Raw genomic sequence first — 12,870 nt, forward strand, 5'->3', positions numbered from 1 at the left:
AAAGCAAGAGTTAAGCCAACCTCTGACTTGGTTTCAAATAGCGCAAAGCAATTAATTGGAGCTAAACTGTAGTAGCTCAAACTTGATCTGACAGTCACCAATTAATTTGAGACTGAATTTATTTCTAAACTAGTGTCAGATTTATCAAACATATTACCTAAATTTTTCTCTTTTGCCAAAGGTTTTGAGTCAATAAAAGTTTTCATAGGCGTTTTTCCATAACAGTGCTTACCAGAATGTGGTCTATCGTTATTGTAATAATCCAGCCATATATCAACATCTTGCTGAATCTCCTCAATCGTTGAATAAACCTTTTTTCTAAACATTGTCTCATAACATTCATTTTTCATAGTTTTATGAAATCTTTCACAGATACCATTAGTTTGAGGGGAGTTAGCTTTTGTTTTAGTATGGTCAATGTCTTCTATGCTTAAGTACATCTGGTAGGAATGATTCTCCAGCTTTCCACAATATTCCGTGCCTCTATCTGTTAATACTCTTAATAGATCTATTCCATGTTCCTCAAAGAATGGTAATACCTTATCATTAAGCATATCAGCAGCTACTATTGCATTTTTTTCTGTATATAACTTAGCAAATCCTACTCTAGTATACGTATCTACAAATGTCTGTTGATATATCTTACCTATACCTTTTATATACCCTACATAGCTATCTTGAGATCCTAAGTAACCTGGATGATGCGTTTCAATCTCACCAGTAGCAACCTTTTTAGCTTTTTCTTTTTCTAAAGCTTGTAATTGAGCTTCTGTAAGTATAAAGCCATCTTGAGCTACTTTGGTCTCTAGTGCTGTTAATCGCTTCTTAAAATTCTCTAAGTCATGTCTAAGCCAAATAGATCTAACTCCACTTCCTGAGACTAATATTCCTTGCTTTGCTAATTCATTTGATACTCTATGTTGTCCATACGCCGGATATTCATAAGCCATATTAACTACTGCTTGCTCAATATGTGCCTCAACTCTATTTTTCTCTAATGGCTTCTTACGGGATATTTCTTGTAAAGCTAATTCTCCACCATTATCGTATAACTCTTTAAAGCGATAGTAGCTGTCTCTTGAGTAACCCATCACTTTACAAGCTTGCTTGACATTACCTAATTGTTTTGCTAATTCTAACAGACCTAATTTGGGTTTGATTATCTTTTGAGATGCATTCATTTTATTCTTCCTTAATTTGACATCTTATTTTATACACAATGTCAGATTAAGTCAAAGCTATTACAGCTAAACAAATTTTCCCAGTCTTTATAGCCATTTTGACCTCTATTATTACAATATTTTTTTGCTCTTTCTAGATTGCTTTGATCTACAGTTTTCTGTTTTTGATACATATATATTTTGCTTAAAGTTACGCAATATTCTGTACTTAATTTTTTATTTTTAAAATCCTCTAACAATTCATTGGTTGATGATTTCTTCATATCATCAATTCTAAAATCCATAACTATAATTGGGTTGTCTGGAGCTTGTATTTTGAAATAATATGTACCATATTTCACAACATCACAATAGTGACAATTACCACCTAAATCATAATGTCTTTTATATTCATACTTATAATTTAATAATTTAAATGGCTGATTATATTCTTTTTCAAGAAGTTGCATAACTTCTTGCTTAACTTGTTCTTGTTGCTGTTTTGTTGCTTTATCACTAAGCTTATTACCTAGCCATAATGATTTAGCACATGATGTGAGCAACATAATACTTAACAACAAAGTTAAAATAAAAAACTTTTTTGAAATCTTAGTTATCATCTTTAAATGCCTCTCTAAAACTTTGTATATCTTTATAATTTGCTGAAAGCTTAAATATTTTTACATTTTTCTTATCGATCTGATTAGGAATTAAGTCACCATTCTCAGCATATGCATTATACCTATACCAACTTATCTTATGTATAGTTAACCTTCTTAACAACTCAAATAAAAACTGTGGTACAGCTATTAATCCACTTGTTTGCTGTGGTATATAGTTATAGTAATTATTATTAATGTTTGTTGCTAATTTTATTGAATCACCTATTTGCGCTGACAACTCAGCTATTATATCGCCTTGTCTGATAAAATTCTTAATATTGTTTGCTATAAGTTTAGCATTTCTTTGATACTTATGGATTAATCTGTCACTTAGTTCTTGCCAACTATTACATTTCCACTCTATACCCACATTACATACTTGAGAACGAAAACCCTTCCATAAGTTAATATCAGAATAATAATATTTATTTTTAAACCTAAAGCCAAAACTTGGATCAACCTCTGACTTAGTCCCAAAAGGCTCAAAACATTTAGTAGGTGCTAAGCTTAAGCCTTTTTTATAATCAAAAAATCTTATGCTTTGGATTTGCGCTATTGAGCCACCTAAACTATGACCGCTAAAACCGATACTTCTTACTTGGTATTTAGCTAATACCTCCTCTGCAAATTTTATACCTGCTATCATATGCGGAATGATTTCAGCACTTGGTATTAATTTACCGTGACCCATTTTTAAATCTGACCAATAATCCCAGGCTTTGTCAGTACCTCTATTAATAACATAAATACCTTTATTCTCTTTATCATTAACATTCGCCACTACAATTGCATAATAACTTGGTGCTGTACCAAAAAAACTTGATTGGCTCCTTGATACAAAATCTAAACTTGTAGCTACTAACTTATATTTTGCTAATACTGGATAGTAATGATGAGGGTATTGTTCTAAAGCATCTTTTACATCTGAAGATAAAAGAGTTTCTACGCCATCTTTTAGGGTTTTCTTATTATCTTTATATATCAAATTTGATAGAGATATATTTTTTTGGTTACTAAACGTATTAAGTAATCTACTTTCATACACCAATTCACAAAGAATACTAGCGTCTTTATCTGGTAGGTGGGTAAGTATCTCATTTTTGTAATTGTATCTAACTATACCATCATTACCATCTCTATATTCGTAAAAATTCATTTCATAAAACCTAAATATATGACAATAAAATATTCATAACATAAAAAATAGTTTAAATTAAAGTTAATAATTAACTTTTTATAAAATTTATATTACGGTCAACTTAAAAATTTATATATCGGGGTATCTAGGAATTTATGCTCAGTGGCGATGATAAGGTATTACAAATTAGATATTATAAAAAATAGTCTGGTTATTATGTCTGATTAAAAAAACTTGATTATCTCTTACGGATTACTTAATAACTGATATTCCACCCATATAGCTGATCAAAGCTTCCGGAACCATAATAGAGCCATCTTCTTGTTGATTGTTTTCAATTATCGCTAGTAATGTTCTGCCAACAGCAAGTCCAGAACCGTTTAAAGTATGGACTAGCTCGGGCTTTTTCATAGAAGGGTTTTTATGCCTAGCTTTCATTCTACGAGCTTGGAAATCTCCACACCAGCTACATGATGAAATTTCTCTATATGTGTTTTGTGAAGGTAGCCATACCTCAAGGTCATAAGTTTTTTTTGCACTAAAGCCCATATCGCCAGTACATAGTTTCATGACGCGGTATGGTAAATTAAGTTTTTGTAGTATCTTTTCAGCATGTGAAGTTAGTAACTCTAAAGATTCTTCACCTTTTTCTGCTGTAGTGATGTGTACAAGCTCAACTTTTTCAAACTGATGTTGGCGTATCATACCTTTAGTATCTTTACCGTAAGATCCTGCTTCACTTCTAAAGCAAGGAGTATGAGCAGTGTAGTACCTTGGTAATGAACTTGTTTCGACTATTTCATCTCTTACTAGGTTTGTAAGAGGTACTTCAGCAGTAGGTATTAAGCTATATTTGAAGTCACCTTCTAGCTTAAACAAATCCTCACTAAACTTTGGTAGTTGACCTGTACCATATAGACTATCATCATTGACCATATAAGGGACATACACTTCTTCATAGCCGTGATTTTCAGTATGTGTATCTAGCATAAATTGGATTAAAGCTCTATGTAGTCTAGCAATTTTGCTCTTTAGGATTACAAAGCGACTGCCTGTTATTTTAGCAGCAGCTTCAAAATCTATCATCTTTAGAGTTTCACCTATGTCGGCATGATCTTTAGGTTGTGCTTCTGGGTGAAAATTACGAGGGGTTCCCCATTTTCTGATTTCAATATTTTGGCTTTCATTTTTACCAATAGGAACATCATCAGCTGGTATGTTCGGCATTGACAACAAAGTTTGGTTGATAGAATCCAGTATAGCTTTTAATTCTTTTTCAACTGTTTTTAATTCTTCATTGATATTGTTAACTTCAGCAAAAATGTCATTAGCATCTTCACCTTTAGCTTTTCTTTTACCAATTTCTTTTGAGATAGAATTACGCTTAGCTTGTAAGTCTTGAGTTTTCTCTTGTAATTGTTTTCTTTTAGCTTCTTGGGTTTCAAAATAATTTAAATCTAAAAGGTATCCTCTAGTAGCTAATTTTTGAGCAGCTTCTTGTAAATTATCCTTTATATATTTAGCGTCAAGCATCAGTTAATTAATCCTTATTTTTTAAATTTGAAAATAGCTTTACCTGTCATTTCAGATGGTTGTGGTATTCCCATTACTTCTAGAATAGTTGGAGCAATATCAGAGAGCTTTCCATTTTCTATATTCAAAGTAGCTTCTTTGTGCCCCACATAAACAAACGGCACAAGGTTTGTAGTATGAGCAGTATGTGGTTTATGTGTTTCTGGGTTTACCATCATATCAGCATTACCATGGTCTGCTGTTATAAACATATTACTATTTGTGTCTAAGATTGCATCTTTAAGTCTAGTTAAGCATTTATCAAGGTATTCGATAGCCTGTATTGTAGCTTCATAATTACCTGTGTGACCAACCATATCAGAGTTTGCATAGTTACATACTATACAGTCATATTTACCACTGTTAATAGCATCCACTAGTTTATTTGTAACTTCTGGGGCTGACATTTCTGGTTGTAGGTCATAGGTGGGAACTTTAGGAGATGGTATTAAAATTCTATTTTCACCTTCAAATTCATCTTCTTTGCCGCCATTAAAAAAGAATGTTACATGTGGGTATTTTTCAGTCTCAGCTATTCTTAGTTGTGTCTTGTGATTTTTAGCTAACACTTCACCTAGAGTATTTACAGGCTGTTCAGTAGGAAATGCAACGTTACACTTTAGTTTAGAGTCATATTCTGTAAGTGTAGTAAAGTTTATTTTCAAAAGTTTATCTCTTTCAAAACTAGTAAACTCACTATCTACAAAAGCATGACTAAGCTCTCTAGCTCTATCAGCCCTAAAGTTCATAAATATAACACTATCGTTATCTTCAATAGTTACTAGTTCATCATTCTTTTTAATACTAGTTGGAATTACAAATTCATCAGACTGATCACGCATATATGACTGCTCTAAAGCTTCGATTGCAGAATCGCATATATACTCAGAATCAGCATTTACTATAGTATTATAAGCTTTTTCAACTCTATCCCAGCGGTTATCTCTATCCATAGCATAGTATCTACCAGAAACACTAGCTATATAGCCAAGCCCTAAGCTACTTAGTAATTTATCAGCTTTTTCTATAGATTCTTTAGCAGAGCGTGGTGGAGTATCCCTACCATCTAAAAAGGCATGTAAGAAAACTCTTTTAACACCTTTTTGCTTTGCTATTTTTATCATTTCAAAGATATGTTCTTGATGAGAGTGTACTCCGCCTTCAGAAAGTAAACCTAATATATGTAAGTTGGAGCCATTTCTAAGAACATTTTCTATAGCCTCACAAATAGCTTGGTTTTTACCAAAAGTATTTTCTTCTATAGCTTTATCTATTTTTGTGAGCTCTTGGTAAACAACTCTACCTGAACCAATATTAACATGACCAACTTCTGAGTTGCCCATTTGACCTCTTGGTAGGCCAACATCTAAACTAGAGGCATTGATTAAAGTTCTTGGAAAATCTTGCCAAATACTGTCCCAAGTAGGAGTGTTAGCGTTTCTTATAGCGTTAAAATAATCATTTTCGCTATATCCCCATCCATCTAATATGACCAAAAGAGTTGTCTGTTTCATATTAATCCTTAAAATGGTTTTTTTCAAAATATCAGTTTATTGCGATAATTATAGCTTTATATTTGGGGTTTGTCTTGTTTTGTTTGGTAAGCAAAAGTTATTTTTGTAACACCTACAGCTGAAAGCATAAAAAAACATTAAAAAATAAACATGTTTATGCTCTTGCGTTTTTCTTATATAATTTCTGCAAATTTTTACAATTTATGTAGCTATAGATGAAGCAACCAGAACTTCCAACACTTGATAAAACAAATAAATTAAATACTCTTATCAACAAATTTATACAAGAGTTAAAAAAACTTCATTTTTTGGGGGATATACACTCAGATTATGCTTCTAGGATATCTACTTCTATGGATAATAGCGTATATTTTGTAGTTCCAGAGTTGGTAGTTTTTCCAAAAGATAAACAAGATATAGCGAAGATTTTTAGCTTGGCAAGTAAGTCTGAATATCGTGACCTTAAGTTTTCTCCTCGTGGGGGCGGCACGGCTACAGCGGGACATTCTTTGTGTGCTGGTGTTATTATAGACGCTAGTCGTTATATGAATAATATTCTAGAAATAAATATACAAAAGGGTTATGTTAAAGTACAACCAGGCGTGGTGCTTGACCAGTTAAACGATACTTTAGCAGATACTGGATATTTTTTTGCTCCTAATCTTTCACCTAGTAATAGAGCAACACTTGGTGGTATGGTAAATACAGATGCATGTGGTAAAGGTTCTAGGATTTATGGGCGAACAAGCCAGCATATTTTAGAGCTGGAATGTGCATTAATTAATGGTGAAAATTTAACTACTAAGAAAATAACTTTAGCTGATGTAAAAGAAGAACACTTAAGTGATAGTGAGAAAAAGATATATAGTTGTGTAGTTGAGCATATTATTGATAAGTATGAATTAATAGAGGAAAAGTTACCAAAATTAAGTAGATTCTTAACAGGTTATAATCTAGCTAAAACATATGATAAGCAAAATAATACTGTTAATCTTAGCTACTTGATATCTGGGTCAGAAGGAACATTAGCATTTGTTACAGAATTAACTCTTAAGCTCACTAAAAAGCCTGAATTTAAAGCTTTGTTTGCAGTGTCGTATGATAATTTCGATAAAGCACTTCGAGCAGCAAGAGAACTATTATCTTATGATCCATCAGCTATAGAAACAGTTGATAGTAATATAGTAGAGATAGCCAAAGATGATGAAGTTTATCATAAGATCAAGCATATGTTAGAAAAAGAAACTTCATTCAATCTAGCAGCTGTAAATTTTGTCGAATTTATAGCAGACTCAAGACATGATTTAGATGCTAAAACAGCAAAACTAGAAAAATTATTATTAGATAAAATGGCTGTTTTTCACCTTACAGAAGATCCAAATGAGATGGATAGCCTATGGGAGTTGCGTAAAAAAGGGGTGGGGCTACTTGGAGCGATGAAAGGTGATCGTAAACCAATACCATTTATAGAAGATACAGCTGTAGCACCTGAAAGATTAGCAGACTATATTAAAGAATTAACTAAGCTTTTAGATTCTTACGGTGTGAAATACGGTATGTTCGGTCACGTTGATGTTGGTTGCTTACATGTAAGACCAGCCTTAGATATGAGCTCCTCAGACGATTCTCAAAAGCTTGCAGAAATAACAAAAAAAGTTAGTCAATTAGTTCAAAAATACGGTGGGATACTTTGTGCTGAACATGGTCATGGTTTTAGAAGTGAGTACTTAAAAAACTATTTTGGTGATGAGCTTTATCACTCATTAGGGTGTATCAAAAAAGTATTTGATCCTCATAATCAGCTTAACCCTGGTAAAATCACAGTACCAGATGGAAGTAAAGATAAATTAGTGCCAGTAGATGGGCCGTTTAGAGGGTACTCAGATACTCAAGTGCCTAAGCAAATGAGACAGCAATTTTCAGGAGCATATAATTGTAATGGCAATTCTCAATGCTTGAATTATAATCTAGATACTGTAATTTGTCCTTCTGCTAAAGTTAGTAGAAACTGGCTTTATTCACCTAAAGGTAGATCAGCAGTTTTAAGAGAGTGGTTAAACCAACTATCCGCAGAAGGTTATACAACTGTTGGAAATGTAGAAAAAATGGGTTTAGATAATCCAAAAGATTTTCCTGATGATTTCTCGCATCAAGTTTATGACTCTTTAGAAAAGTGTCTTGGTTGTAAGGCTTGTGTTACAGGATGTCCTATAAAGGTAAATATTCCAGCGATGAAATCACAATTTTTAGCAAACTATCACTCAAGATACCGTCGACCAGCTTTAGACTATTTTGTTAAATATAGTGAAGCTATGCTAAGCTTTAATTTACATATGCCAAAGATATTTAACGACATTTTCAATATTCAGTTTGTAAGAGCAAGTTTGGGTAGTATAGTTGGATTTGCTGATACTCCTCTGGTAAGCTCTTTAAATTTAAAATCAGAGCTTAGAAAGCGAAATGCACCAGAATTTAGTTTAGAAAAGTTAGCCAAACTTACAAATGAACAAAAATCAAAAACAGTCTGTATTGTTCAAGATATCTTTACTTCATTATATGAGACCCATGTAGTTTTAGCTCTTTATGATTTTCTTACAGGGATGGGTTTTGATGTTTATGTAGCACCATTTAGAATCAATGGAAAGCCAGCTCATGTGAAGGGATTTTTAAAGTATTTTAAAAAACAAGCTTTAAAAGCGACTCAACTGTATAATGAGGTAGCTAGCATGGGTATTGATATGGTTGGTGTTGATCCTGCGATGACTTTAGTTTACAGGGACGAGTATCCTAAAGCTCTTGAAAGTGAGATAAAATTTGAAATAAAGATGATACAAGAGTGGTTAGTAACGAAACTGGACTCTCTGCCAAAGATGCAAGGACAGCTTGCTAAGGAATTCAGTTTATTCGTACACTGTACAGAAAAATCATTGGTAGCAGTTTCCGCTACTTATTGGCAAAAAATATTTGAACATTTTGGCGTTGATATTAAGCTTGTTGAAACAGGTTGTTGTGGTATGTCTGGTGATTTTGGTCATGCAGTTAAAAATTTAAAAACCTCTAAGCAAATCTATGATTTGAGTTGGAAAAGTAAAATTAAAGAAGTGGGAATTAGAAATTCTATAGCAACAGGTTTTTCTTGTCGCTGCCAAGTTAAGAGGTTAGAGGGCCATACGATTAAGCATCCTATAGAAATTTTAGAATTAAATAGAAAAAAATCACAGAAAGCGTTGACATCATAATTTTGATAAGTATAATAGTCCTCATTGTTGGGTTGTTAGCTCAGTCGGTAGAGCAGCTGGCTTTTAACCAGTTGGTCACAGGTTCGAATCCTGTACAACCCACCAGTTTATACAACAATAATTTACATCTTTACTGCCAATATTTTTTAATTTAAATTTGTACCAAGAAGATACCAAAATATTATTTCCAACTTAAGATGTTAGGTGGTGCAGCCTCAATATTTTTGGCGTGGAAATCATAGCTAGGGCTATTACAAACACTAAGATTAAGAACCTTAAACCTGTTTTTACCAAAATTGTGATAGGTCTACTTTGCAGGGTGCGAAATTTTTTAAATTCTGTTATCTTATGTGCAGCATATTCAAGTAACTGAAAAAAAATATTGTGTAAAGAAAACATATTAGTATCTTTCTAGGTTTTTCTATGGTACTCTTACCATTGTAGATTTATCTCAATACATTTAAATTCTTCTTTTTAGTTTTTCTGAGTAATCGTAAGGCTTTAAATATTAATTTTCTAATTAAGAATATCTGCGAATATCAATTAAACAAACAAAAAGAGAATAATAATGAATAATAAATTACAAGGAACAGTTAAGTTCTTCAATGATGCAAAAGGTTTTGGTTTTATCAACTGTGAGTCTTTAAGCAAAGATGTATTCGTACACGTTTCAAATATTAGAAATGGTACTCTTGCAGATGGTCAACAAGTTAGCTTCCAAGTCAAAGATGGTAATAAAGGTAAAGAAGCATACGACGTTATAGCACTTTAATAATATTATCTCCTAGTTAACCATAATCTATATAAATCCTTAAGTGGATCTAAATTCTATCGATTGCTATATTATTTATTTTCTTCGCAACTCGAGCAAGTTTTATGATAATACTTTGTAAAAAAGAAAATTGTTTATAACTTTTGTTATAGAACAAACATATATGGTAGAAGTTCTTGGATATTAGTTTCTTTGATATCAGTTTTAGCCTTATTTGCTAATACTATAGGGCAATCTAAATCTAATAGTTCTGACATAACTTGACGACATGCACCGCATGGTGAAACTGCGCTTTTTGTATCTGCGATAACAACTATTTTAGCGATGTCAGTTTTACGGTAACCTTGGCTATATACATAAAACAAGGCCGATCTTTCAGCACAATTAGTTAAGCTAAAAGAAGCATTTTCGATATTAGTACCTGTTATTACTTTACCATTTTTAAGTAACACAGCAGCTCCAACTTTAAACTTTGAGTAGGGAGCATAAGCCTTTTCAGATGCTTGAATTGCTATGTCAATTAGCTTTGTGTTTTCCATATTCTTGTTAATCTTCTTGATAAAAATTATTTTTAATAGATTCTTTTATTATAGCCATTATATCAGTCATACCTTCAAAATATTTGGTTTTGTCTATAGTTTCAGTCATAGTTCTTTTTGCCATAACTGTACATATACAGCTAGCATCTAGACCAAACGTTGCACATACTGTTAATATAGCAGAGGATTCCATTTCTAAGTTTAAGACGTTTAGCTTGCGCCATTCTTCTACGGAACCTTGGAAACTTTTACGTACGTAGCCACTGTAGCTATCTTTCCTTTCTTGCCCTGGGTAAAAAGTATCAGATGAAGCTGTTATTCCGGTATGTAATTTTATATTTAATTTTTTGGCAGAGTTGTGTAATGATTGGTTCAGTAAAAAGCTAGCAACAGCAGGATATTCTATAGGAGCATAATGATAAGATGTACCATCTAACCTTACAGATGCTGTGGTTAAAATCAGATCGCCAACTTCTATATTTTCTTGAATTGTGCCGCAAGTTCCAACTCGGATAAATTTTTTGATGCCGATCATAGCTAACTCTTCTATACCTATAGCAGCAGAAGGCCCCCCCATTCCTGTAGAGATTACAAGAACATTCTCATTATCAACTTTAGCTAGCCAGGAAGTGTATTCTCTATTTGATGTTAAATAATAAGCATTTTCATCCAGCATTTTAGCTAGCATTTCAACACGGTTTGGGTCACCTGGCAGTATAGCGATTTTGGCACTATGTATGTTGCTTTCGTTCAGGTTTGTATGATACATTATTTCTTTAGAATCAACTCTTTTATTACTAATATTAAGGTTCGGCATAGATATTTTGTTCTCACGGGTAGTTATGTTTAAATAAAAGTATATAGCGAATATTTAGTTAATAAAAGATATTCTAGTATTTCTTTAGTGTTTCTATGCTTTATAATATCAGCTTAGGTCTTCTTACTTTTAAAATTTAATATGAGTCAAAAGTATGCAAATTACAATACTATAGAAAAATTTCTTTTATGTGAAACTCCTGACACTTGGGTGAATGTAGCCCTAGAGAATGTAGAGCTTATGCTATTAGATCATGCCTATTGTGAGATGAAGGCAGCTTCTTCAGCTATGACATATATTTACAAGTATCCAGATAAGCATGATTTGATTATTAGAATGTCTAAAATTGCAAGAGAAGAGCTTGTCCATTTTGAACAAGTTATGAGACTTTTGAAAAAACGCAATATTAAATACGAACCAATATCAGCATCTAGGTATGCTAGCCAGTTGATAAAAACAGCGCGTACTGATAAAGAAGGCCGTTTTATAGACGCTTTAATAATAGGCGCATATATTGAGGCTCGATCCTGTGAGAGGTTTGCCAAAATAGCCCCTTTTTTAGATAATGAGCTCCAAAAATTTTATAATGGTTTACTAGAGTCTGAAAGGCGACATTTTACTATTTATTTAGAATTTGCTCAAAAGTATTCATCTAGCGATATCTATAATGATATTAAAAGAATAGGCGAAGTTGAGAGGGATTTGATATTATCTCCAGACACAGAATTTCGTTTTCATGGTGGAATTTTATAAGCTTAAATAATAGGCAATTTCCATTTATAAAGTATCGTCATAATTCTGATAGTTAGTCCTGTGCTAATAATAACTACAGTACTAACATATAAATCTACATTAAAGTAGATAAAAGCAGCGTTTAAAAAACCAACAATAGCTGCAACAGAGGCGTATAGCTCTGATTTAAAAGCTACAGGAATGTCATTACAAATCATATCTCGCATTATTCCACCAGCAACCCCATTAACTATAGCTATGACTGTGCTAACTACCAGTACACTTACAAAGCTCATTTCAAAAACTTCATAACAAATTTGGTAAGCAATACTGCTACCAATGTACGCAAAAGCTATTAAACCGATAGAGTCAAGAATTAGAAAGATATTATAAAATTTATTTATATATTTTTGGGTAAAGATAGCTATAACTGAAAAAACTAGACATATGACTATATAATAAGGATGCAATATAATTGTTACAGGTAAGTTTCCTAATAGTAAATCTCTGACTACACCACCACCTAAAGCTGTGATTAGAGCGATAGCAACTACACCAAAAGCATCCATGTTGCGTCTTGAAGAAGATATAACACCAGTCATACTCTCAGCGATTATTCCAAACATAAACATAATGCTAAAAATAAAAGGGCCCGTTATTCCTATGTGGTAATTGTGCATATTGTTCCTTGATTTTGAGCAAGCTCGATTTGGATATATTGTAGA

At 32.6% G+C, this 12,870-nt stretch carries 11 protein-coding genes and 1 tRNA gene; 4 read left to right on the forward strand and 8 right to left on the reverse strand.

What is annotated here, in order from left to right:
• Positions 1 to 101: 101 nt before the first annotated feature.
• The 5 genes from FRA_RS02460 to gpmI all read right to left on the reverse strand — a co-directional run bounded on the left by FRA_RS02460 (position 102) and on the right by gpmI (position 6,046).
• Positions 102 to 1,181, reverse strand: coding sequence for an IS481-like element ISFw3 family transposase (locus FRA_RS02460; protein WP_035718769.1), 1,080 nt, complete (start codon positions 1,179 to 1,181; stop codon positions 102 to 104).
• Positions 1,182 to 1,222: 41 nt separating this feature from the next.
• On the reverse strand, positions 1,223 to 1,780 hold the full coding sequence (locus FRA_RS02465) for a hypothetical protein (protein ID WP_464110833.1): 558 nt from the start codon (positions 1,778 to 1,780) through the stop codon (positions 1,223 to 1,225).
• Complete coding sequence (locus tag FRA_RS02470) at positions 1,770 to 2,978, reverse strand: alpha/beta hydrolase family protein (RefSeq protein ID WP_035721647.1); 1,209 nt, start codon at positions 2,976 to 2,978, stop codon at positions 1,770 to 1,772. The genes FRA_RS02465 and FRA_RS02470 overlap by 11 nt, the downstream gene beginning before the upstream one ends.
• 234 nt (positions 2,979 to 3,212) lie before the next feature.
• Positions 3,213 to 4,493 carry a serine--tRNA ligase gene (serS, locus tag FRA_RS02475; protein ID WP_035721650.1) on the reverse strand — a complete coding sequence of 427 codons (1,281 nt, stop codon included), beginning with the start codon at positions 4,491 to 4,493 and terminating at the stop codon, positions 3,213 to 3,215.
• A 14-nt stretch (positions 4,494 to 4,507) separates the two neighbouring features.
• Positions 4,508 to 6,046: a 2,3-bisphosphoglycerate-independent phosphoglycerate mutase gene (gpmI, locus tag FRA_RS02480; RefSeq protein WP_035721653.1), complete on the reverse strand. Its 1,539-nt coding sequence runs from the start codon at positions 6,044 to 6,046 to the stop codon at positions 4,508 to 4,510.
• 215 nt (positions 6,047 to 6,261) lie between these two features.
• On the opposite strand from gpmI, the gene FRA_RS02485 reads away from it, so the two are divergent.
• The 3 genes from FRA_RS02485 to FRA_RS02495 all read left to right on the forward strand — a co-directional run bounded on the left by FRA_RS02485 (position 6,262) and on the right by FRA_RS02495 (position 10,057).
• The gene (locus FRA_RS02485) at positions 6,262 to 9,285 is read left to right on the forward strand and encodes an FAD-binding and (Fe-S)-binding domain-containing protein (RefSeq protein WP_035721656.1); all 3,024 of its coding nucleotides are present in this window, start codon (positions 6,262 to 6,264) and stop codon (positions 9,283 to 9,285) included.
• Positions 9,286 to 9,314: 29 nt separating this feature from the next.
• Positions 9,315 to 9,390 (forward strand) — tRNA-Lys (locus FRA_RS02490).
• Positions 9,391 to 9,853: 463 nt separating this feature from the next.
• Positions 9,854 to 10,057: a cold-shock protein gene (locus tag FRA_RS02495; protein ID WP_035721660.1), complete on the forward strand. Its 204-nt coding sequence runs from the start codon at positions 9,854 to 9,856 to the stop codon at positions 10,055 to 10,057.
• A gap of 146 nt (positions 10,058 to 10,203) precedes the next feature.
• Here FRA_RS02495 and cdd read toward each other — a convergent pair whose 3' ends face one another.
• Both cdd and udp read right to left on the reverse strand, forming a co-directional pair.
• Entirely contained in the window at positions 10,204 to 10,596 is a 393-nt protein-coding gene (cdd, locus tag FRA_RS02500) for a cytidine deaminase (RefSeq protein WP_035721664.1), read from the reverse strand.
• A gap of 7 nt (positions 10,597 to 10,603) precedes the next feature.
• Positions 10,604 to 11,413 (reverse strand): uridine phosphorylase, encoded by an 810-nt coding sequence (gene udp / locus FRA_RS02505; RefSeq protein ID WP_035721667.1) that lies wholly within the window; start codon positions 11,411 to 11,413, stop codon positions 10,604 to 10,606.
• 141 nt (positions 11,414 to 11,554) lie between these two features.
• On the opposite strand from udp, the gene FRA_RS02510 reads away from it, so the two are divergent.
• Positions 11,555 to 12,166 carry a MiaE family protein gene (locus FRA_RS02510; RefSeq protein ID WP_035721670.1) on the forward strand — a complete coding sequence of 204 codons (612 nt, stop codon included), beginning with the start codon at positions 11,555 to 11,557 and terminating at the stop codon, positions 12,164 to 12,166.
• A 2-nt stretch (positions 12,167 to 12,168) separates the two neighbouring features.
• Here the strand turns inward: FRA_RS02510 and FRA_RS02515 are convergent, their stop codons facing one another.
• Entirely contained in the window at positions 12,169 to 12,825 is a 657-nt protein-coding gene (locus FRA_RS02515; protein WP_035721673.1) for a trimeric intracellular cation channel family protein, read from the reverse strand.
• Positions 12,826 to 12,870: the final 45 nt, after the last annotated feature.

Source organism: Allofrancisella heilbronnii (assembly GCF_000710735.2).
In the GTDB taxonomy this organism is placed as follows: Bacteria; Pseudomonadota; Gammaproteobacteria; order Francisellales; family Francisellaceae; genus Francisella; species Francisella frigidaquae.

Coding starts and splice junctions, on each gene's coding strand:
- FRA_RS02460 (WP_035718769.1), bottom strand. CDS start 1,181: ATGAATGCATCTCAAAAGATAATCAAACCCAAATTAGGTCTGTTAGAA.
- FRA_RS02465 (WP_464110833.1), bottom strand. CDS start 1,780: ATGATAACTAAGATTTCAAAAAAGTTTTTTATTTTAACTTTGTTGTTA.
- FRA_RS02470 (WP_035721647.1), bottom strand. CDS start 2,978: ATGAATTTTTACGAATATAGAGATGGTAATGATGGTATAGTTAGATAC.
- serS (WP_035721650.1), bottom strand. CDS start 4,493: ATGCTTGACGCTAAATATATAAAGGATAATTTACAAGAAGCTGCTCAA.
- gpmI (WP_035721653.1), bottom strand. CDS start 6,046: ATGAAACAGACAACTCTTTTGGTCATATTAGATGGATGGGGATATAGC.
- FRA_RS02485 (WP_035721656.1), top strand. CDS start 6,262: ATGAAGCAACCAGAACTTCCAACACTTGATAAAACAAATAAATTAAAT.
- FRA_RS02495 (WP_035721660.1), top strand. CDS start 9,854: ATGAATAATAAATTACAAGGAACAGTTAAGTTCTTCAATGATGCAAAA.
- cdd (WP_035721664.1), bottom strand. CDS start 10,596: ATGGAAAACACAAAGCTAATTGACATAGCAATTCAAGCATCTGAAAAG.
- udp (WP_035721667.1), bottom strand. CDS start 11,413: ATGCCGAACCTTAATATTAGTAATAAAAGAGTTGATTCTAAAGAAATA.
- FRA_RS02510 (WP_035721670.1), top strand. CDS start 11,555: ATGAGTCAAAAGTATGCAAATTACAATACTATAGAAAAATTTCTTTTA.
- FRA_RS02515 (WP_035721673.1), bottom strand. CDS start 12,825: ATGCACAATTACCACATAGGAATAACGGGCCCTTTTATTTTTAGCATT.